21 protein-coding genes and 2 pseudogenes are annotated in these 22,505 nt (G+C 37.4%); 7 read left to right on the top strand and 16 right to left on the bottom strand.

Translation table 11 applies throughout. From position 1 onward, the window contains the following. Window positions 1–323 precede the first annotated feature (323 nt). A pseudogene (fabB, locus tag BHE89_RS06620) lies at window positions 324–1,541 on the bottom strand (beta-ketoacyl-ACP synthase I); the annotation flags it as partial. A gap of 206 nt (window positions 1,542–1,747) precedes the next feature. Here fabB and mnmC point away from each other — a divergent pair. The 3 genes from mnmC (at window position 1,748) to BHE89_RS06605 (ending at window position 5,197) form a co-directional block, all read left to right on the top strand. Continuing rightward, window positions 1,748–3,799 (top strand): bifunctional tRNA (5-methylaminomethyl-2-thiouridine)(34)-methyltransferase MnmD/FAD-dependent 5-carboxymethylaminomethyl-2-thiouridine(34) oxidoreductase MnmC, encoded by a 2,052-nt coding sequence (gene mnmC / locus BHE89_RS06615; protein ID WP_069367956.1) that lies wholly within the window; start codon window positions 1,748–1,750, stop codon window positions 3,797–3,799. A gap of 143 nt (window positions 3,800–3,942) precedes the next feature. Then, complete coding sequence (locus BHE89_RS06610; protein WP_069367955.1) at window positions 3,943–4,377, top strand: STM0539 family protein; 435 nt, start codon at window positions 3,943–3,945, stop codon at window positions 4,375–4,377. A gap of 43 nt (window positions 4,378–4,420) precedes the next feature. Then, window positions 4,421–5,197, top strand: a complete 777-nt coding sequence (locus BHE89_RS06605; RefSeq protein WP_286145954.1) for a DUF2145 domain-containing protein — start codon at window positions 4,421–4,423, stop codon at window positions 5,195–5,197. 68 nt (window positions 5,198–5,265) lie between these two features. On the opposite strand, the gene BHE89_RS06600 is transcribed toward BHE89_RS06605, so the two are convergent. The 8 genes from BHE89_RS06600 to prmB all read right to left on the bottom strand — a co-directional run bounded on the left by BHE89_RS06600 (window position 5,266) and on the right by prmB (window position 11,224). Beyond that, a complete protein-coding gene (locus BHE89_RS06600; protein ID WP_286145953.1) occupies window positions 5,266–5,700 on the bottom strand; it encodes a GNAT family N-acetyltransferase in 435 nt (144 codons plus the stop codon). 230 nt (window positions 5,701–5,930) lie between these two features. Then, window positions 5,931–6,194, bottom strand: a complete 264-nt coding sequence (locus BHE89_RS25190; protein WP_286145952.1) for a hypothetical protein — start codon at window positions 6,192–6,194, stop codon at window positions 5,931–5,933. 115 nt (window positions 6,195–6,309) lie between these two features. After that, window positions 6,310–6,621, bottom strand: a complete 312-nt coding sequence (locus BHE89_RS25185; protein WP_286145951.1) for a hypothetical protein — start codon at window positions 6,619–6,621, stop codon at window positions 6,310–6,312. A gap of 539 nt (window positions 6,622–7,160) precedes the next feature. After that, complete coding sequence (locus tag BHE89_RS06590) at window positions 7,161–7,433, bottom strand: YfcL family protein (RefSeq protein ID WP_006533359.1); 273 nt, start codon at window positions 7,431–7,433, stop codon at window positions 7,161–7,163. 153 nt (window positions 7,434–7,586) lie between these two features. Then, entirely contained in the window at window positions 7,587–8,141 is a 555-nt protein-coding gene (locus BHE89_RS06585) for an elongation factor P hydroxylase (protein ID WP_069367952.1), read from the bottom strand. A 17-nt stretch (window positions 8,142–8,158) separates the two neighbouring features. Beyond that, complete coding sequence (locus tag BHE89_RS06580) at window positions 8,159–8,959, bottom strand: sulfite exporter TauE/SafE family protein (protein ID WP_069367951.1); 801 nt, start codon at window positions 8,957–8,959, stop codon at window positions 8,159–8,161. Between the two features lie 166 nt (window positions 8,960–9,125). Then, a complete protein-coding gene (gene aroC / locus BHE89_RS06575) occupies window positions 9,126–10,211 on the bottom strand; it encodes a chorismate synthase (RefSeq protein WP_069367950.1) in 1,086 nt (361 codons plus the stop codon). A gap of 80 nt (window positions 10,212–10,291) precedes the next feature. Then, window positions 10,292–11,224, bottom strand: a complete 933-nt coding sequence (gene prmB / locus BHE89_RS06570; RefSeq protein WP_074454075.1) for a 50S ribosomal protein L3 N(5)-glutamine methyltransferase — start codon at window positions 11,222–11,224, stop codon at window positions 10,292–10,294. A 384-nt stretch (window positions 11,225–11,608) separates the two neighbouring features. On the opposite strand from prmB, the gene BHE89_RS06565 reads away from it, so the two are divergent. Beyond that, window positions 11,609–12,163 (top strand): Dps family protein, encoded by a 555-nt coding sequence (locus BHE89_RS06565; protein ID WP_069367948.1) that lies wholly within the window; start codon window positions 11,609–11,611, stop codon window positions 12,161–12,163. Between the two features lie 157 nt (window positions 12,164–12,320). Further along, window positions 12,321–12,860, top strand: coding sequence for an endonuclease SmrB (smrB, locus tag BHE89_RS06560; protein ID WP_128860363.1), 540 nt, complete (start codon window positions 12,321–12,323; stop codon window positions 12,858–12,860). 84 nt (window positions 12,861–12,944) lie between these two features. Here smrB and sixA read toward each other — a convergent pair whose 3' ends face one another. The 4 genes and pseudogenes from sixA to BHE89_RS06540 form a co-directional block, all read right to left on the bottom strand. Next, window positions 12,945–13,403, bottom strand: coding sequence for a phosphohistidine phosphatase SixA (gene sixA, locus BHE89_RS06555; protein ID WP_128860362.1), 459 nt, complete (start codon window positions 13,401–13,403; stop codon window positions 12,945–12,947). 410 nt (window positions 13,404–13,813) lie between these two features. Next, a pseudogene (fadJ, locus tag BHE89_RS06550) lies at window positions 13,814–15,973 on the bottom strand (fatty acid oxidation complex subunit alpha FadJ). Then, a complete protein-coding gene (gene fadI / locus BHE89_RS06545) occupies window positions 15,973–17,277 on the bottom strand; it encodes an acetyl-CoA C-acyltransferase FadI (RefSeq protein ID WP_069367943.1) in 1,305 nt (434 codons plus the stop codon). Before fadI ends, fadJ begins: the two are co-directional and overlap by 1 nt. A 235-nt stretch (window positions 17,278–17,512) precedes the next feature. Continuing rightward, window positions 17,513–17,809, bottom strand: a complete 297-nt coding sequence (locus BHE89_RS06540) for a YfcZ/YiiS family protein (RefSeq protein ID WP_006533378.1) — start codon at window positions 17,807–17,809, stop codon at window positions 17,513–17,515. A 346-nt stretch (window positions 17,810–18,155) separates the two neighbouring features. Here BHE89_RS06540 and fadL point away from each other — a divergent pair, with 346 nt between their 5' ends. Further along, a complete protein-coding gene (gene fadL / locus BHE89_RS06535) occupies window positions 18,156–19,466 on the top strand; it encodes a long-chain fatty acid transporter FadL (protein WP_069367942.1) in 1,311 nt (436 codons plus the stop codon). Window positions 19,467–19,543: 77 nt separating this feature from the next. Here the strand turns inward: fadL and mlaA are convergent, their stop codons facing one another. Beyond that, entirely contained in the window at window positions 19,544–20,281 is a 738-nt protein-coding gene (gene mlaA, locus BHE89_RS06530; protein ID WP_069367941.1) for a phospholipid-binding lipoprotein MlaA, read from the bottom strand. Window positions 20,282–20,576: 295 nt separating this feature from the next. Beyond that, complete coding sequence (locus tag BHE89_RS06525; RefSeq protein WP_286145950.1) at window positions 20,577–21,083, bottom strand: fused DSP-PTPase phosphatase/NAD kinase-like protein; 507 nt, start codon at window positions 21,081–21,083, stop codon at window positions 20,577–20,579. 405 nt (window positions 21,084–21,488) lie between these two features. On the opposite strand from BHE89_RS06525, the gene BHE89_RS06520 reads away from it, so the two are divergent. Further along, window positions 21,489–21,743, top strand: a complete 255-nt coding sequence (locus BHE89_RS06520; RefSeq protein WP_074454074.1) for a DNA polymerase III subunit theta — start codon at window positions 21,489–21,491, stop codon at window positions 21,741–21,743. Here BHE89_RS06520 and BHE89_RS06515 read toward each other — a convergent pair. Then, window positions 21,688–22,505: hypothetical protein (locus BHE89_RS06515; protein ID WP_216080988.1), on the bottom strand; the 818-nt coding region annotated here is incomplete at its 5' end. The two genes, BHE89_RS06520 and BHE89_RS06515, sit on opposite strands and share 56 nt — an antisense overlap.

Raw genomic sequence — 22,505 nt, 5'->3', positions numbered from 1 at the left:
TTCATCTAACCCCATATAAAACAAAACATTTAGTGATTTTAGGTAAAATTAAATTAAACGATTGAAATAAAATGGACTCGATTCATTTTTATTAATATAAACAATATATTAACAAAAATCGTCTATTTATTAGAATGATGAATTGAGTAACTATCAGTTGAGGTATTTCTAAACCTTATTTATATAATCTTTTTTTAATGATTTTTATCCGAAAGATATCTTTATTAAAATAATAAATTATTTTGCATAATAATTTTCCAAATAAAAAAAGCAGACCTCAATAAAATGAAGCCTGCTTGTTTAAATAGAGAAATATAAGTATATCTAACTATTTTTTTATATTTACTCATGACTAATGAAGCATTTGTACCACCAAAACCAAAACTATTTGACATGACAGTCTCCAGTTTCTGTTCTGTTGGTTGAGTAATGATGTTCATCCCCATTGCTTTATCGTCTAGTTCTTCAATATTGATGCTTGGTGCAATAAATCCATGCTCTAACATCAGTAGACTATAAATAGCTTCATGCACACCAGCTGCACCTAATGAGTGACCAGTCATTGCTTTTGTTGCTGAGATGGCGGGTGTCTGCGAACCAAACACTTCAGTGATAGCTTCAAGCTCTTTTAAATCGCCAACTGGCGTTGAAGTACCATGTGTATTGATATAATCTACTTTATCAATACCTTGCATTGCCATTTGCATACAACGTACAGCACCTTCACCTGACGGTGCAACCATGTCTGCACCGTCAGACGTGGCACCATAACCTACGATTTCACCATAGATATGTGCACCACGTGCTAATGCATGTTCTAACTCTTCAACCACTACAATACCGCCACCACCAGCGATAACAAAACCATCACGGTTTTTATCGTAAGTACGAGAAGCTTTGGTTGGCGTTTCGTTATATTTAGTTGAAAGTGCACCCATTGCATCAAATTCGCAGGTCATTTCCCAACTTAACTCTTCACCACCACCAGCAAATACAATATCTTGTTTGCCTAACTGAATAAGTTCAACGGCATGACCAATACAGTGTGCTGATGTTGAACAAGCCGAACTGATTGAATAGTTAACGCCTTTAATTTTGAAAGGTGTTGCTAAACAAGCTGAAACACCTGATGCCATTGCACGAGTTACCATATAAGGACCTACGCCACGTAGACCTTTTGCCCTCATGCCATCAGAACCTTGAACTTGGTTACGTGGCGAACCACCACCAGAACCAACGACTAAGCCAGAACGAATATTAGAAACTTGATCTTCGGTCAGACCTGAATCAGCTATCGCCTCTTGCATAGATAAATAGGCATAAACCGATGCGTCGCTCATAAAACGGCGGATTTTACGGTCAATAAGACCTTCAGTATCAAGCTTAACGTTGCCCCAAATGTGGCTACGAAGCCCCATCTCTTTAAATTCTTCTGAGAAAGTTATCCCGGAACGACCTTCTTTTAAAGAATCCAGCACTTCTTTCTGGTTATTACCAATGCTCGAAACAATACCCAGACCCGTGATCACTGCGCGCTTCATTCATACCTCTTTACAATAATAGTTGTAGCTGCGGGATTTCTGAGTAGCACTTTAGCGTACAGTTGTACGCCGAACAAGTCCGATCAGGATCTTTTTTTACAAAAATAAAGATAAGCAGATAAAACACTTTCCCCTTTAAGGCTGGTACAAGTCACTTAACGGCGTTAAGATATTGGTTAATTTTTTCGAGAAATACAGGCAGTTCCGTGAATAATAGCCCGATAAATACTGCATCTTTAAGTTGGAATGAACTTGGTACACCTATCTCTGAACAATTTGGCGATATTTACTTTTCAAACCAAGATGGTCTAGAAGAAACGCGACATGTCTTCTTACATGGAAATCATTTTCCATCACGTTTTGGTACACATGTACGCTCTGAATGTATTATCGCAGAAACAGGATTTGGTACTGGGCTTAATTTTTTAACACTGTGGCAAGCTTTCGAGCAATTTAGGCAAACATCTCCTGACGCTTGTTTAAAACGTCTTCATTATGTCAGTTTCGAAAAATTTCCTCTTACAAAAAGTGACTTACAATCTGCACATGACCATTGGCCAGAACTCAAAAAATATTCACAAGCGCTTTGTTCTCAATGGCCATTAGCTATTGCGGGTTGCCATCGCATTATCCTTGCTGATGGAGCAGTGACTCTGGATTTATGGTTTGGTGATATCAATACCTTGTTACCTCAAACTCGCCAAGCGCTACATAACAAAGTCGATGCATGGTTCTTAGATGGTTTTGCACCTTCTAAAAATCCACAAATGTGGAGTGAAACACTTTTCCAATCGATGGCTGATTCAATGAGAGAAAACGGCACATTTGCAACGTTTACCGCTGCTGGGATTGTCAAGCGAGGTTTGCAACGTGTTGGTTTTGAGATAAATAAAATCAAAGGATTTGGTCAAAAAAGAGAAATGCTGACAGGTATTTTCCGACAAGCTCCATCCCCAGAGTTTCTCCCTTACTATGCAAGACCCAGTGCGACTAAAGCACAGAATATTGCAATTATAGGTGGCGGTATTGCCAGCACATTTGCGGCAATTTCCTGCCTAAGAAGAGGTGCCAATGTCACCTTATATTGTGAAGATAAACAACCTGCAACTAATGCCTCAGGCAATCGACAAGGTGTGTTATATCCTTTACTCAATGGCAAATCTGATGAACTAGAACAATTTTTTACAACTGCATTTCTATTTGCTCATCGCACTTATGATAATCTGAGTAAAGCAGGTATTCCTTTTTCACATCAATGGTCTGGCGTTACACAGGTTATTTATAACGAGAAAGTTCGTAAGAAAGTGCAGCGAATTATAGATAATTCCATTCCTTTTTCTCAAATAGCGTGTTATCTCGATGAAGATGAAGTCAATAAACTTAGCGGAATAGACGTTAATTGTGATGCTTTGTTTTATCCAAAAGCGGGCTGGCTTTCCCCGACTGAGCTCACAATCAATACATTAAAATACGCTGAAAAATTAGGATTAACATTGCGATTTAATCATCAAGTCACTCAAATACGTGAGCAAGATGCTTCTTGGTGCTTAGATATTGTTCATCACGATGGAGAAAATGCAATACCACTTCAATCACAACATGATTGCGTTATTTTAGCAAATGGGCATCGAATTACAGACTTTACTCAAAGTAAAAAATTACCCATCAGCGCAGTCAGAGGTCAAGTTAGCCATATTCCAACAACCAAGACATTATCAAAACTAAAAACTGTGCTTTGTTATGATGGTTATTTTACACCTGTTGATAAGCAAGATAACTTACATTGTGTAGGAGCAAGCTTTCGTCGCGATCGATTAGATTTAGCGGTCTCGACTCAAGAACAAGAAAACAACCAAGCTCATCTGATACAGTGTTTAGCAAAAGCACCTTGGGTTAACGAAGTTGATTTTAGCCGAAATGAAGCCCGAATAGGTATTCGATGCACGATCCGCGATCACCTCCCCTTATTAGGCGAAGTACCTGATTTTGAAAAATTGCGAGTTGCATACACACATTTAGACAGATTTAAACGTAGAAGACAAACCCCCGCTTCAGCACCTGCTTATCATCAACTTTATATTATCAGCGCATTAGGCTCTCGTGGGCTATGTTCAGCGCCTTTATCAGCTGAAATTCTTGCAAGCCAAATTTTTGATGAACCTTTTCCGATTGAAGATAATGTATTGAATGCCTTACACCCTAATCGTTTTTGGGTAAGATCCTTACTACGAGGAAAACCAATAGATATAAAACAATAGAATTATTTATAAATATAAAATAATATCTTATTAATAAAGGCAAGAATAAAAACATAAGCAATTAATTAAACCCTGTTTTTTTATTTATTAATAGTTTTTAGATATATGGTTTATTCAGTTTAATTACTTAATAAGGATATTATATGAAAAAATCACTTTCAGCGTTACTTATTGGTTCTATTGCATTTATCTCATTACCAATATCTGCGGGTAACCATTCAACAGGTGAAATTTATTCTGCTATGAGTGTCATCAGTAGCGTTGGAAGTTCAGCGCTTGTCAGTGGGATCCTTTTATCTCCTATTGGATTACCTGTTATATTGGTACAAATTTCGGTTGAGAAAAGTAATAAACCTGATGAAAAAATCATTAAAGCAAAAACTGAAAAAGGTGAAGATGTCGAAATAGTTGTTCCCGCCGATGCATTAGAAAAAAATCCAATTAAACCTGATGACAAACTCACTCTCGAACCCGTTGAAAAAGGTACTGGTGCGTATTTGAAAAAAGGCGATACCATTATTTCTCATGTTGTAACACAAGATGAGCGCTCACTTTCTCATCAGGAAAAACTGAATTAAGATGTGCACAAATAAAATCAAACTGATTGTTATGCTTATTAATTTGAGCATAACTTCTTTTTCTTATGCGAGTAGCTATAATTGTGCCGATAAAATATCATCAACACCTCAAGATATCGCCTTACGCACTGAACAAGCTAAAATTCTACGACAATATCTAGATCATAGTGGTGATCGAGTTATTGCCCTTTTTCGTCAAGGACAATCTTTATCTGATTATGGTTTAACATTTTCTCATGGCGCTTATGCAGTAAAAACATTGTCGGGTCATTGGCGTGTTTATCATAACCTGAATGAATGTGGCACCGATAAATCAAGTCTGTATATTCAAGGGCTGTATCAATTTCTCGATGATGACTTATCAGAAAATACGATAGCAACGCTGCATTTTTCTTCTGATTTACAACAGCAACTACTCACAACACTAACTAATCGCCAAAAACGCCAAGATTTACACCAATCTCACTACAATATGATTGCCTATCCATTTTCAACTGAAATGCAAAACTCTAATGGATGGATATTAATGATTTTAGGTGCCGCGATGTCTTCACAAGTCACCTCACTTTCAACTGGCGTTGATTGGTTGGTATCTCAACGTTATGTCGCATCCTCGACAAGTGTTAGCACGGTAAAACGCGCTATGGCTAATATGTTTATGCCTCATATATCAACGAGTGATCAACCTGATGCTAGCCTTATTTATTTTAGCTCAGGCGATAGTTTACTTAATTTTATGAACAACTACGGGGAAAAACAGATCCATTGTGAACACGGTACGTGGGGCACATCTATCTGCTTATTGGCATTACCCAAATAAGGTAACTACATTAGCGTTACCTCTATCGACTGCATAAAATATGGACTAAATGGCAAACTTAGTATTATTTATTTTTGTTCTTTAATCTCAAACTTCATCGCACAACGTGTTTCTTTTGCAAATCCCCCTCTTTCAACTTCATTATCTAAAACTGCTTGCAAAGAACTTGGAATTTCGCTTTCTGGTAAAATTGAAAAACCTAAGCGTTGATAATACGGCGCATTCCAAGGTACATGACGAAATGTTGTCAATGTAATAGCATCAAACTTATGTAGTTTGGCTTCATCTTTTACTTTTTGAATAAGTAATTTACCAATCCCTCTATTTTGCCAATCTAGGCTCACTGAAAGCTCATGAATAAATAAGCTTTCAGGTAAAGATGTCGTCATAATAAAACCAACGGGCTCATTATCACGATTAACCGCAACCCAATGTCCTTGTTGACGAATAAACGCTACATGTTTTTCAACACTTTGTACGCCACTTTCACTTATCCAGCGCAAATCCTCTAAAGTGCTAAAAAGTTGCCCTGCCGATAACTCAATAGCAGGTAGTTTAGTAGCATCGTCGATCTGTGTTTGGCGGATCGTAATATTGTTATTTTTTTATTTTAGTTTGTGTCGTTGTCATCTCGTTTTTCCAGCTCAGATATTTTTTATGATTAATTTATTAAAAAGCCACCCTACTGGATGGCTTGTGTTAATACTAAAATAATGACTTATTCTTGAACTCGTTAATTTTTAGGCAGTATACCGTAAGATTGGAACTTCTGAGTCTCTTTAATAAAATGACCATAGTATTTATTGTCTTCAACGGAATTTTTAACCGCCCGATTACCATACGCGCTAGAAATAGCAAGTGTCGCCTTATAAAGTTTATCTTTTAATGTACTATGGATCTTCGGATCTTCACTTTCTTGAATTTGATTTAATAATGAAACTAGCTCTTCTGCTTCAGCTTGAATATCAGGATCAGTAAATTCTGCTGCCGGCAACATATAGTCTAAATCAAGGTTAACAGAATCGTTATATTCATCTTCTTGAGTAAACGGGGCTAAATCTTTATTATATTCCGCTGAAATATATTGAATAAATTCAGGTTTATCAAAGCATTTATTTTTTTATGCCACCGTCATTATTTTTATTACGAGTACGAATTTCATTAGGAAATGGCTCGCCTAAAGCATAGGTACACTGAAAAACATTACCATCAATTAATGTGGCATTAGTACTACGCACTGGAAGTTCAAATTCATAGCCATTAATAATAACGGGGTAATCGACAGGTTTAAACTGATCCGTTTTTCCCTTTACTGCATAAACTTCAGAAAGGGTGTAATACATAAAATTATCAGGATTTAATATGCCACCATTATTATTGTCATAAACCATAAATCGAGCATCATTACCGGCACTATCTTTCAAATTATGTTCACCTGGTGACAGCGTTATATAGCCATTTTTACCCGGTTCAACCTGATATTCTTTACCATCGACACTAAAACTAATGACTTTTTCGCTTGGATTACTGTAATAAAAACTTATTTTTTTTATTATCTAAATCAAAATTGATCACAAGCAGATAGAAACAAAACAGTGACTAGTCAGTAGGCCTATTTTAAAGAAATTTTTCATCGTATCGTTATCCTTATCATAAATATTCTATGCAAATCATTTGCATCCCGAGAAACATTCCTAAAAACATTTAAAAGTAATTTTACAGAAATGGCAAGGAGTTACAAAAGATAGCACTATTATGCTTAATCAATGAGAGATACATCGACTTTGAAAAAATCAAATAAAAAACAATTGATAAATAATGAAGATCAATTTTTTGTATAAAAAACCAATCTAATTCAACAGAAAATATCTTAAATATCATGTAGAGACTATGATTTTAATAAGACATTAAGAAAGAAAAAACAACCGATTTATGCCGGTTGTTCTCTTAGTAACATGCCGAATTAATTAATTGAGTTAACTAAATCATGCCATGTAGATAAAACTAACGCTTGATCTGGTGGCGAAAGCTCACCTGCTTTTATCGCCTTTTGAATGCTCTCTTCTACACGCGCTCTTAACGCTTCTAACTGTGTATTATTTTCTTGCTCAAGTTCAGCAATAGCCAATGTAATATGACCTTGTAAATACCCGCCTGCAAATAATTCATCGTCAGTGGCATGTTCAACACGGCTATCAATTTTATCTAATAAGTACGCTTCATACTCAGAAAGCATTATTTATCCTCAATATATAATGTTGCTATCTTTTATATTTACCTTGTATTAGCAAGGTATAAATACATATTTTCTCGCAACCTTATTACTTCAGACTCCACCCTATTGGGTAAAACCTTCACAGTGGATAGGCGATAGTTATTCTCGCAATCCTTAATTAACTAAAGGATTTTCCTGATAAGGAAACATCTCTTCCGTTAGCTCTGGAGTATTGTAAAACAAATGTAACGCATTAATAAATAGCTGTGCGCGAGGTGGGGTGTTTTTGTCTCGTAGATAAGCGAGTACTTGTTCTCTCACTTTGTTTCTAAATTCATAACGATCAGGTTCAAAGTTACCTTCTAAATTGTCACAACTGACATTGAAAGGATAACCAGCAGCTTGGCAGAATAACCAATCTAATGCTTGAGGTTTGATTTCTACCACTTCGAACTGCCCTTGGGTAACTTCATCTCGCCCATCTGGGCAATACCAGTAACCATAATCAACTTGTTGGCGACGGGCCTCTCCAGCGATACACCAATGTGATATTTCATGTAATGCGCTAGCATAAAAACCATGAGCAAAAATAATTTGGTGATAAGGTGTCTCTTCATTTGCAGGCAAATAAATCGGCTCATCATCCCCTTTGACTAAACGGGTTTGAAAACTTTCGCTAAAACATTGATTAAAGATATCAATTAACTGTTGATAATGATGTGCTGACATTTAAAAACCATCTATTCCTAATTAAAAAGTGCAGAAAACCAAAGTGCAATAGTATCGCCATGATTGTCATAGATGAGTTTGATGCTCATCAAAAAGGAGATAATGACCAGCATAGGTCTGATTAATTTTTGCCCTTTTGTTAATACTAAACCTGCACCTAAGCGAGCACCAATAAACTGCCCACAAAGCATAACTAAACCAATAGTCCAAATAACCTGCCCACCAATAATAAAAAACAGTAAAGAGCCAAAATTGGAGGTGAAGTTAAGTAACTTAGCATGCGCTGTTGCTTTTGAAAGATTATATCCAAGTAACATGACATAACCTAAAGCAAAAAAAGATCCTGTACCAGGTCCAAAAATACCATCATAAAAACCGACGCCACCACCTAATATTGCACCAAAAGTATAGTAACCAATACGTTGTTTACTGTCTTGAACACCTATTGATGGAGTCAGAAGAAAATAGAGACCTATAGCTATGGTAAGAATAGGAAGCGCTTGTTTAAGGATTTCTGGATTAATAAACTGCACCAACATTGCACCAGAAACGGCACCAATAAATGTCATTAAAATTGCAAATCGCTGCGCTTTTAAATCAATCACTTTTCGACGTATAAAATAAAGCGTCGCCGAAAAAGAGCCACCGACTGATTGCAGTTTATTCGTTGCGAGAGCTTGAACAGGCGAGATCCCCGCTGATAACAAAGCTGGAATAGTAATTAATCCACCTCCACCAGCAATTGAATCAATAAAACCTGCGATTAAAGCAACAAAGAAGAGAAGAAGGTAGATGCCATCTGAAAAGAGCCAATCCATTTATCTATCCGAATTATTAGGAATGAAGGACGCGTTGCTGTGTTTATCTCATTTATTTAAAAAACACAGCAACACGATCTGAGCATAATAAAATTAGGCGCTCACACCTTTAAAGCTAACATCAAACTTACAACAGTTTATCAACTACGTTATTGACGTAGAATGATTACCATTGCATTAGCGGAGGTACAACATCTCCACATTGACCACGTTGGCGCAATGCATGATCAAGCAATACAATTGCCATCATTGCTTCGGCAATAGGGATAGCCCGTATTCCTACGCAAGGATCGTGACGGCCTTTAGTTATCATATCGACTTCGTCACCATCACGATTAATCGTTTTGCCCGCAATAGTAATGCTAGATGTGGGTTTTAAAGCGATATGAGCAACAATTGGCTGACCACTGCTAATTCCACCTAAAATGCCACCGGCATGATTGCTAGTAAAACCATCCTTCGTGATTTCATCTCGGTTTTCAGTGCCTTTTAAGGTTACAACACCAAAACCATCACCTATTTCAATGCCTTTAACAGCATTGATACTCATTAATGCATGTGCTAAATCTGCATCCAGCCGGTCAAAAACAGGCTCACCAAATCCTGCAGGCACACCCTCCGCAATCACTGTCACTTTGGCACCAATCGAGTTACCTTCTTTTTTAAGCGCACGCATATATTCATCAAGCGCGTCTAAACGAGAAGGATCTGGGCAGAAAAACGGATTTGTTTCAACGATAGACCAATCGACAAGATCACAAGTAATTGGGCCTAATTGAGAAAGGTAACCTTTTACTTCAATCCCCATTTTCTCTTTTAAGTATTTTTTTGCGATTGCACCAGCCGCAACACGCATTGCAGTTTCTCGTGCAGAAGAGCGCCCTCCGCCACGATAATCCCGCAAACCATATTTTTGCTCGTAGGTATAATCAGCATGACCAGGACGAAAAACATCTTTGATGTCACTGTAATCTTGAGAACGCTGATCCGTATTTTCAATCAGTAAACCAATGCTTGTTCCTGTTGTAACACCATTAAATACACCTGATAAAATGCGAACTTGGTCAGGTTCACGGCGTTGAGTGGTATAACGTGATGTTCCAGGTCTACGTCTATCTAGATCAACTTGTAAATCGGCTTCTGTTAAAGGCAATCCAGGAGGTACACCATCAACAATGCAACCTAATGCAATACCATGAGACTCACCAAAAGTCGTGACTCTGAATAATTGTCCGATACTGTTTCCTGCCATCCCTTTATTCCTATTACTATGTGATGTTATCGATATGTTATTTGCAATAAATAACAATCTACCGTCTCATTGCTGTTACATCAACGCCTATCAGTAGAAAAACACGCTGAATATTCGACGAGCTGTTCACGAGTCAACATAAAGACACCGAGTCCACCATTTTCAAATTCAAGCCATGTAAATGGAACCTCAGGGAATTGCTCAATAAGATGAACCATACTATTACCCACTTCACACACTAAAATCCCTTTTTCACTCAGATATTCAGGGGCTTTTAGTAAAATTTGTCTCGTAATATCTAGGCCATCAATACCTGAAGCTAATGCTAATTCAGGTTCAACTTGGTATTCATCAGGTAAATCTCCCATATCTTCGACATCAACATACGGAGGATTCGTCACAATAATATCGTAAGGCGTAGGCACAATGGCGTTAAATAAATCGGATTGCATTGGATAAACGCGATGTACTAAACCGTGGTTTTCAATATTAAATTCAGCCACTTCCAGTGCATCTTCAGAAATATCAACCGCATCGACTTCAGCGTCTTCAAACTCATGAGCACAAGCAATCGCAATACAGCCACTTCCCGTGCATAAATCGAGAATGCGTGTCGGCTCTTGATGAATTAAACCATCAAAATGGTTATTAATTAACTCACCAATAGGAGAGCGAGGGATAAGAACACGTTCATCAACATAAAATTCGTGACCACAGAACCAAGCGCGATGAGTTAAATAAGGAACGGGAATTTTTTGCTCAATTCGGCTTTCGACAAGCGTAATAATGTCCATCTTTTCAGAAGTTGTTAACTTGGTTGATAGCAGTGCATCTGGAATATCTAAAGGAAGTGCAATCGTCGGTAATACAAGCTGCAATGCTTCATCCCACGCGTTATCTGTGCCATGACCATAATAAATATCAGATGAATTAAACTGGCTCATAGCCCAACGTAACATATCTAGGATTGTGCTTAGATCAGTAACCGCTTCCTCTTTTAGTGTTATATCCAAAACTGTTGTCCTCTGAAGAAATAGAAAGTTTGTAGTTTGCCATGAAGAGGGGGATAAATCAGCGCTAAGCACTAAAAAAAAGGTAACCTTATTAAATATTCTCACCTTCTAATGGTTCTCAAAAACCACCCCCAAAAAGCGAAACAAACCAAATAAAAAAACACAATTCAAAGTTAAAAACCAAATTAAATATAACTTGAAGAGTAAATAACTTAATTTTTACCTTTAGGTGGGAATAATAAAAAATGGGATCATACTTAAAAAGTACAATTAATTATTGAGCAGAAAAACAAATAGCATCAAAAAAGTATTCATTCTTCATTTGTTACTCTATTGATTATGTTGCTCTCTCAATAATATTTCTTTGATTTTTAGGAGACAAAAATGAGCAGTAAAAAATTAACCCCATCTGAAGTTAATGATGTACGCAAACTGCAAACCCGTCCTCTAACAACGCCCACTGATCTAAAACCTAAAGCAACAAAAGAAGTCAGTGCTGCGATGAATGCAATCCTATCCGATGTTTTTGCATTATACCTAAAAACAAAAAATTTCCATTGGCATGTAAGCGGCCCTCATTTCCGTGATTATCACCTCATGTTAGATGAACAAGGTGATCAATTATTTGCGATGACCGATCCTATTGCTGAACGTGTGCGTAAAATTGGTGGCCTAACATTACGCTCTATTAGTCAAATCTCAAAAATGCAACGTATTGAAGATAACAATGCGGAATATGTTGAGCCTTTAGATATGCTTGCTGAACTGTGCCAAGATAACCAACTCCTTGCAGCAGAGTTAAGAAAAGCACACGTTGTTTGTGACGAAAATAACGATATATCAACTGCAAGCTTAATTGAAAACTGGATTGATGAGACTGAACGTCGTACATGGTTCTTATTTGAAGCCTGTCGACGCGCTGAAACCTCAGGTCATTAATTCATCTATTTTCTAGCTATGTGACTATTTCGGCAGGGTAAATTCCCTGCCTTTTTTTATCCTAAATTTATGACCTATACTTTTTTATCTCTGACACTATTTCATGTACTATTGCCTTATAACAACAGTAACACTATGAAGAATCGTAAAAAAATGAATAAAAAAATTTTCATTACCGCCGTCTGAAATTGAGTTATTTCAGGAGATGATAAAAGGCACCAAAAAATTACCTCAAGATAAAATACTTCATTCACCTAAACGTAAAAAAGTGACGCACTACGCTGTTGAACGTTTGCAACAAGAGCAAGTTGATGCTTCTTATTATTTTTCAGATGAATTTCAGCCTAACTTGGCCACAGAAGGTCCGATGCGCTATTTAAGAGAAGGCGCTAATGCTTATGAATTAAAAAAGCTACGTCGGGGTGATTATATACCTGAGTTCTTTCTAGATTTGCATGGATTAACACAGTTAATTGCAAAACAAGAGATTGGCGCATTGATTGCAGCATGTAGACGAGAACATGTTTATTGTGCCTGTATTATGCACGGCCATGGCAAACATATTTTAAAACAGCAAACACCACTTTGGTTAGCGCAACACCCTGATATTATAGCTTTTCATCAAGCCCCTAAAGAATGGGGTGGCGATGCTGCGTTATTAGTATTAGTGGAAAACGACGATATTGCTCGCCGCTAATCCTCAAAATTCTATTGCATTAACCCTTAAATCACTTATTCGAGTGAAATAAGGTGTTAATTTTTTAACTTATTAATTTAAATTTTATTTCAATGTTGAGGGTGATACTTGCCATAGTAACCCCCCTGTACCTTTTGATAAGTCAAAATCAACACAAGCAATGGTTGATGTTGAAAACATGGGGGCACATACCGCAGGACAAAGCTCAGCGACAACATAGCCAACTAAGGGTAGATGAGAAATAACAAGAATATTTTTATATCCTGTATCCCCCAAGGCACGTAAGTAATGTGCAATATGTGAAGGATTCCCTCCTGGGATAAGCCCTTCATCTGTTTCTATTTTGTTAGGTAGTACTAAATCTACTTTTACTGCATCCAATGTCTGTTGAGCACGTAAATAAGGACTGACTAAAACATAATCGATTGTATGTCCCTGTTTTGTCATCCATTCAGCCATTTCTATTGATTCACGTTTTCCACGTTCAGTCAGTGGTCTTAGTGCATCGCTGGCAGCATCAATAGCCGCTTCTCCGTGGCGCATAATAAAAAATTTTGCATAGTAAGTTATTAAACCTATTTTTATTTTTGTAATTACGGGTATTTACACTTTTTAAAATATTTAATTTAATTCAGTTTAAATCAATATATTCCCATATAAAATCTTCAACACCCTAATTCAATAGCATTATTAATCTTTTTTAATGTCATGCGATTGGTTTACAAATTAACATCATTTTCAGCGTTTTATTTTAAAAAAGCGTCATTTTTAAATTTATTTTCAAATAACTATTTTGCCATATTTGGCTATCATTAACACTTTTGACCCTTTTTTTCATTAAAAATTCACCAATTATTAATCTGACGCAAAAAGTACAAGAAAAAAGGCGCCTAAGCGCCTCAATCAAAACAAATGTCACAAAAGGGAAAAGCAATGGTAATGCAATGATGATATTAATCGTAAAAACGTTCATTTCGTTTAGCCATTTCAACTAAACGCTCACAAGGGCGATATTTTTCACCATATTTATCGGCAAGTTGGTTAAGTTTTTCTGCCACTTTTGTTGTTCCCATACTGTCCATATAACGGAATGGACCACCAAAAAAAGGAGGAAAACCAATACCAAATACAGCACCTATATCACCATCTCGAGGTTGCTTTATAATATTTTCATCTAAACAACGAACAGCTTCATTTAACATTAATAATAAACAGCGTTCCGTAATTTCAGAGGAAGACAGTTGGCTTTTAGGTTTAATTTGTAATAGTCGATATATCGCCGGATCAGGTTGTTTTTTTATTTTTACCTAATGAAAAAGGTAATGCATGTTTTGCATAAAGATAAAAACCTCTTCCATTTTTACGCCCCTTTCTATCATCAGCAATAATAGCATCCACAGTAGAAGGAGCTGCAAATCTTTCACCAAAGGCATCCACTAATATTGGTGTAATTTTTGTGCCGATATCAATCCCGACTTCATCCAATAACTGAATAGGTCCAACGGGAAAACCAAACTGAACAAGAGCTTTATCAATATGTTCAATAGGCTCTCCTTGTATTAAGCATGTCAATGCTTCACTGATATAAGGAGCAAGAATACGGTTAACATAGAATCCAGGTTGATCACCAACAACGATTGCAATTTTTCCCTGTTTTTTAGCAAAAGCTACCGTTGTAGCAATCGTTTTTTCATCCGTATTTGCGTGTGGAATAACTTCAACTAAAGGCATTTTTTCGACTGGACTAAAATAGTGAAGCCCGATCACTTTTTTCTGGGTATTTTTGCTGTTTCTGCAATTTTATGAATAGGAAGCGAAGAAGTATTCGAAGCAAAAATAATTTTACCTTTACCCACGTCTTCAATATCTGCAACCATCTTCTGTTTTAAAGCCAAATCTTCAAAAACGGCTTCAACAATAATATTTGATTGATGAAAACCACTGTAATCTAAGGCTCCCGAAAGTAGTCCCATTTGGCGCTGACGTTCACGTACTGATAATCTTTTCTTACTCACCTTAGCTGAAAGCGCTTTCCAACTATAATTCAGTGCCTGAGCAATTCCCTTATCGCTGATATCTTTAATTCTTGCAGGTAGATTACCTTTTGTCGCAGTGACAAAGGCAATACCGCCCCCCATTAATCCACCACCTAAAATACCAATATGGTGCAAATTATCTGGCTTTTCAGATGATCCTGTTTCATTTTTAAGTGCCGTTGAAGCAAAAAAGAGATGCCTCAATGCTGATGAAACAGGTGTCATAGCCAGCTCACCAAACGCATTTGCCTCTTCTTTAAATCCCGTTTGAATATCTCTTTCAAGACCGCGTTCTATAACATAAAGAATTCGCTCTGCGGCTGGATAGTGGCCTTTTGTCTTAGCTAATGTTCGTTTTTTGGCTTGCCCAAACAGTATATTCCTACCTAACGTTGTGTTTGCCCAGAAACGATCCATTACCGAATGCTTTCTCTGCTCTTTTTTACCCGTTAAAATCCATTTAGCAGCAACTTCTAATAGAATATCTTGTGAGACGACATCATTAACAAGGCCCAATTTTAAGGCTCGTTTCGCATTAACTTGCCTACCTGTTAAGATCATATCTAAGGCGGATGTTACACCAATAAGACGAGGTAAGCGTTGAGTTCCACCAGATCCTGGCAGTAATCCTAGTTGTACTTCAGGAAGCCCTAAACGCGTTTTGCTATTATCAGAACAAATTCGCCCATGACAGGCTAAGGCTAATTCAAGCCCCCCACCAAGGCATACACCATTAATTGCAGCCACAACTGGCAATGGGTAGTTTTCAAGTTGCGTAAAAAGATCTTGTCCTGCTTTTGCGAGTGCGCTCGCTTCTTCCTTGGATTTACAACCCGCAATCATGGCGATATCCGCACCTGCAATAAAACTGTCAGTTTTGCCTGAGGTGATTATTAATCCTTTTACGCCAGAATGTTGCTGAGCTTTCTTTAAAACATCTTGAAATTGCTGCACAAACTCTGCTTTTAGTGTATTTACTTTTTCACCAACAACATCAATGGTTATCACGCCGACTTTATCGTTACGAACTGAAAAGTGAAAAACAGATGATTTTTCTAATGATGTTTGTTGTTCCATTATTCCACCTCCAAAATCATCGCTGCACCTAATCCACCTGCGGCACAAGCGGTGGTTAATCCAAACCCTCCACCTCGGCGTTTAAGCTCATGGAGTGTCTGTGTAACCATTCTTGCGCCAGTCGCAGCAAATGGATGTCCATAAGCAATAGAACCACCTAGCACATTAAATTTATCCATATCCACTTCTCCAATCGCTTTGGATAATCCTAGTTGTTCTTTAGCAAACCGTTCACTGGCAAATAACGTCAAATTACTGAGTGTTTGTGCAGCAAAAGCTTCATGCATATCAATTAACGTTAGATCACTTAATGCAAGACCTGCCCGAGAAAGCGCAAGTGGTGTGGCATATGATGGCCCCAATAACATATCTTTCCAGACATCTGTCGCTGTAAATGCATAACTGCGCAAATAACCTAAAGGTTGATAACCAAGACTTTTGGCAACAGACTCTTTCATCATTAATACCGCTGCTGCACCATCAGTTAATGGCGTACTGTTTGCGGCAGTGACACTACCGTGACGGCGATCAAAAGCAGGTTTGAGTTTGGCATAAGAATCAAGAACAGAGTTTTTACGAATATTATTATCTTGATGAATACCTTCTTTATAAGGCGGGAAAAAAGCGGTCATGACTTCATTATCTAGTTTTCCCATTTCCCATGCTTTAGTTGCTAATTGATGAGAGCGGTGCGCTAATTCATCTTGAGCAGCTCTTGAAATATGGTAAGTTTTCGCCATTTGCTCCGCGGTATCTCCCATACGTAATCCAGTTGAATACTCAGCCACAGCAGGAGCAACAGGGAGAAGATCACGAAACCGTAATTGACTTAAATAACTTAAGCGCTGGCCTAATGATTTTGCTTTATTAAGACTTAGCAACACATCTGCTAATTTTTTACTGACACCAATGGGTAAAACAGATGATGAATCAGCACCACCAGCAATACCGACTGAGACATGTCCTGCCATCATACTTTCAGCAACATTAGCAATCGCTTGAAAGCTTGTTGCACACGCTCTTGTAACACTATACGCATCCGTTTTTACACTTAAGCCAGCGCCGAGCACAATTTCTCTGGCAATGTTAGGAGCTTCCGGCATTTGAACGACTTGCCCGAAAACAAGCTGATCAATAATTTCAGGTGGAATTTCATTGCGAGTCACTAATTCTTGAACCACTGAACGCCCTAATTCAACCGCAGGTATTCCTCGATACGCAGTCGCTTGTTTAGCAAAAGGTAAGCGTAGCCCGTTGACAATAGCAATGCGATCTTTCATAGCACTGTTCGTTAATGACTTCATAACGGCTCCTGACAAAATGATTTCCTAACACCAAAGAGGTCTGACCTGATAATAGTGTTAACAAAAATTTCACTTTTCAGAAACGTGATTTTACGAGAAGTGGGAGTTAGCGCTCAATATTTCGATGAAATGTCTTAAACTTAACAATAATGATAGGAAAGATAATCGCGTGATGAAGGGATATAAAAAAAGGCTGTTAAATTTCAACAGCCTTAAATCTATTAATTTCAGTAAATTAGCGTAATCCTAATTGAAAAATTAGGTTTTCTGCTTCACAAGAGAATGTAAAATCAGCGGTAAGTTGAACACCACCATCAACATCAGCAAATTGTTGATTAATTTTGCAAGGCTCAGAGGCGATAGATTGTGCTTTTGCACTGAGTTGATCTAACATTGCTTGCGCTTGTACTTTATCAGCGAAGACATGCTGATATGACGCTGTGCAATTTTTATTGTCAATAATAGTACCCACATCTACACAACAGCAAGCAGCGGTTTCTTCTGCACTACAACGATTAATTGCGTCTGCCATTTTAGTCTCCCAACGAAAGAAATGTTAATTATCTATCATAATTACAAAAAAATAAAATAAACTGCTTTAGCTCAAATTTTATTATAATTTTACAAAAAAAAATTGATTATTCTGTTTATTTAACAATCAAAAATATCTTTATTGGCATATTTTGTGAAAAATATGTTAACCAAATCCCAATTATTGAATCCAAATGGCAATATTTTAAAAACATACTTGCAACATTTAGGGTAATCAACTTTATACTTAATCAACTGGTCTGATTTGTCATAACGACAACCGCACCTAAAATCCAGCGCTTCTAATCAGAAGTTACTAACTTAAAAAAATTATGAGGGTTTAGGTCATGAACCGTAAAAACCTGTTTACTCGCACAGCACTAGCTGCCATTGTAGGAGCAATTTCCTCTCAAGCAGGCGCTGCCGGTTTTCAGTTAAATGAATATTCTACTTCAGCACTAGGGCGTGCATTTTCAGGGGAAGGTGTTATTGCCGATGACGCCAGCGTAGGTAGCCGTAACCCTGCTGCGCTCACTATGTTCGACCGCCCTGAGTTTTCTGTCGGTGCTATCCATATTAATCCAAGTGTTGATATTAAAGGTCAATCACCTATTGGCACCCATGCTAGCACTAATGCTGGTGATATTGCACCCAGTGCATTAGTCCCTAATATCCATTTTGTCGCCCCCATCAATGATAAATGGGCGATTGGCGCATCTGGTACAACAAACTTTGGTTTAGCCACTGATTTTAAAAAAGATTATGCTGCTGGTCTTATTGGCGGTAAAACTGATTTAAAAACCATGAACCTAAATTTAAGTGCGGGTTACCGTGTTAATAATCAATTTAGCGTAGGTTTAGGGTTAAATGCCCTTTATGCTGATGCAGAAATTACACGCCATGCTGGTGAATTACCAGGACTGCTCGGTCTTCCAGTTTCACCTTCAGCACGAGTTGCCCAACTTAAAGGTGACGCATGGGGTTTTGGCTGGAATGCGGGTTTATTATATGAGTTTGATGAAGGTAACCGTGTGAGTTTCACTTATCGTTCTAAAGTAAAAGTGAAATTTAAAGACGGTGAATACCAAAATGATCTTCCACCGTTACCAATGCTTGATAATCTGGGTATTGTTGCTACTAACGGTGACACCATTAAAGGTAAGCTAGACCTTAATCTACCTGAAATTTGGGAATTTGCAGCCTATCACCGTGTTGCCCCAAAATGGGCAATTCACTATAACTTCGCTTATACAAGCTGGAGTGAGTTTAAAGAGTTAAGAGCTACACGTAAAAGCGATGGTCAGCAACTCTTCAAGAAAGAAGAAGGCTTCCGTGATGCATGGCGTGTTGCTTTAGGAACAACCTATTATCACGATGATAACTGGACATTCCGTACCGGTATTGCTTTCGATGATAGCCCAGTTCCTGCGGATAAACGTTCGATCTCAATTCCTGACCAAGATCGTTTCTGGTTAAGTGCGGGGGCAACTTATGCATTTAACAAAGATATGTCTGTTGATGTTGGGTTAGCGTATATGCACGGTAAAAAAGTCACAATTAAAGAAAAACTCGCTGAAACACCACTCTCGCCTACTTATGAATTTGAATCATCAGGTAAAGCATGGTTATACGGCATGAACTTTAATTACCGTTTCTAATTTTTCACCGTATCTTTTATACAAAAAATGTCTTCTAGAAGACCATTTTTTATTTATCAAACTAAAAAGATAATTCACTAATCAATTGAATCTAAATCATCTTCAATGGCTTTCGCATTAGGGTTCTCTTTTACTGTACCCGCTTGGAAGTCATTACTTTGGAAATAAGCTTCACGCATCATTAAGTAAGGATCAGACGAGTTTTGTAAAATCGCATCTGAATCGAGCAATTGTGCGCGAGTTTCAATACCTTCTAATGCCCATTTACCTGCTGACATCCAAAATGTTAAATAACTCAACATAGGATACGTCAAGTCAGCCCAATCACCACCCTCTTCACGGACAGTAAAGCTACCATAGCCTGGCACAACCACATAGGGACCATAATCCATACCATAATGACCTAACGTACTACCAAATCGCATTGGCACTTCTTTTTCCATCGTTTCTTTAGACATCCCTGCGACATCGATTAATCCCCCCATACCAAAAACGGTATTAATCCAGAAGCGACCAAAATGTTTAGCTCCCTTTTCAAAGTCACCACGCAATATACTGTTCACCATACTTGCGGGCTCTTCTAAATTACCTAAAAAATTTGATAAACCATTTCTTGCTGGTGGTGGCACATAATCACGCCAAACCACGGCAACTGGACGTAAGATATAGGGATCTAAAACATAGTAGTTAAAATCAAACATCTGGCGGTTAAACCCTTCCAATGGGTCAGAGCGCCCCTCCCCATTATTAGGGGTACTTGCACATCCTGAAAGTAAGGCGACTGAAAGAGCAACACCGCACAGGCGATACTTCATAATGTTCTCCGCTAATTATCTTATGATGAACAACATCATCGTTCGCATATTCATAAACTCTACACATAATACTGTCAATGAATGATAAGTGGTACTTTTATTAAGTGTTGATCTTATAAGATAATTCGGTTTTTGTGATTATCTTATTGAGCTGATTTAAAATAGTAGTCCAATATCATGGCTAATATAAAAAATCTATGATGTTATTTAATTATATTCTTTTATCATTAATCGCTCTTCTGGAACTGGGTACGAAAAATGCTGTGTAATAAAATCAAACTCTACTTCTGTGGTTTTAATTATCTGTAAGTTGCCGATGAAAGACTTGTTGTTTGATTGCGGAAATATCAACTTCTTCTAGATATTGAACAATATTAGGGAAAAAAAGTTCGTGATAGCCATACTCTTTTTTTCTTAATTCAGCAATTGCCTGCTCTTTAGTCCAATTTTCAAATACAAGCCGATACATTGCTATAACAGTTCCTGTGCGATCACTACCATGCCAACAATGTACTAACACAGGATCAGACGTACTGTTTATTTTACGTAATACCTCAATGAGATCCTTATCATTAATTCTACCTGCATTCATTTTTACGTGAAAAGTGTCTAATTGCGTGCCTTTTACATCATCACTATCACTATGATATTCACGTAAGTTAATAATCGTTTTTATACCCTGAGCTTCTAGCCACTTCATTTCACCTGAGGTTGGTTGCCCAGAGCGATACACTTTTTCTGATACTTGATAAAAATTTTCAGGAGGTACAAGGATATCTGTAGGCCTAGAGTTACAGCCCACCAGAAGAAAAAAAATAAGCAATAAATAAAAACTTTAAATATCGGGTATCATTAATTGATTTTATATCCATATAAAAACCTAAATTTATTGTTGGTTATTGAATGAGGAAGCAAAACAATAGCGATAATAGCGTGAATTGATAAACACTGCTCTAGAAATAATTTCTACACTGACAAAATAGATAATCGATGGCGTTCCCTACAAACTTCACAAATAACAATTATAGTATTGATTTAAAGCAATAATTTATGAAACTTTAAATATTTTTACCCATAATTTTACCCAATTAGGGAAAATGAAATTGATTTGGAGATCGAACCTGTGAGAAAGGTGATACTTTTATACCACCTCTGATTTTTTAATTCCACACCCTGCTATACTCTCCAAAAACTAACCGGATCCATTATGAACCTCGCAAACATAACTCAAGAAGAAAAAGACAAGATTAATGTCGATTTAGCCGCTTCAGGTGTCGCATATAAAGAACGTTTAAATATGCTGGTTGTTACGTCCGAAATTGAACGGCAACAACCAGCATATTTGCGCGAGCACTTTAATGAACAATTAGCGTCTGTATTGGTTATTGAAGTTATTTTCCAAATTATTATAAATACTTTATTGAGGCGTGAGAATGAAATGATGCAGATGTATCTCCATTAGAAGATACTATACGCAATGTTGTCATGTCTTGCTTAATACATTTAAATAACACTCTAGCATCAACTCTTTGTTTTGAGTTTGTTAATCCAATATACGCAGAATCCCATCCCGTTCCTTTCTCAAAAGAAACAAGTGACCCAGATGTGTCGCTTATGAATAGGTCACCGCTAGAAACTGAGCTATTAAATACCCCCGAAATAGAAACCTCTATGATTGAACCAACCCTAAAGCCAATATCATCAAATGAGACTATGGAGTTTCCTTGTGTTGCTGATTGAGCTCTTTTAAATGAGATTATCTGACCGCCGTTTGCCTTTCCTCCTTCGACTGCCTTTCCTCCCATTGAGTTTGCGATATATGTTGGTGTTGGGGTAAAGAAAGGGTCTTCCACGTAAGTATCGCACCATGTATTTGATATTTCGCAACCATAGCTAGTGGTGAAATTTAATTGTATCAATCCAGAATGTGCCCCTTTAAATGTTAGATTTTTAAAATGACACCGCTGATTATCACCAGAGCCTGTAATTCCAACAATTGCATTGGGGCTTGTGTTCTGAAATACCCAATCAGACATTACAATATCGTGCCATGAACGACCAATTACTAATGTTTGGCTTGTAAGATATATTTCATCTGACATTTGAATAAATGCTTGAGTTGGAGGGGATGAATGTGAAGTAAACTCAATTTTTCCACCAAAGTAGGTGTTGTGATTAAAATGCAACCCAGACATAAAGTTGCCAGAATCTCTTTCAAATACTA

The sequence above is a fragment of the Shigella sp. FC1967 genome (assembly GCF_001743005.1).
In the GTDB taxonomy this organism is placed as follows: Bacteria; Pseudomonadota; Gammaproteobacteria; order Enterobacterales; family Enterobacteriaceae; genus Proteus.
This window is presented reverse-complemented; position numbering and strand designations above follow the sequence as displayed.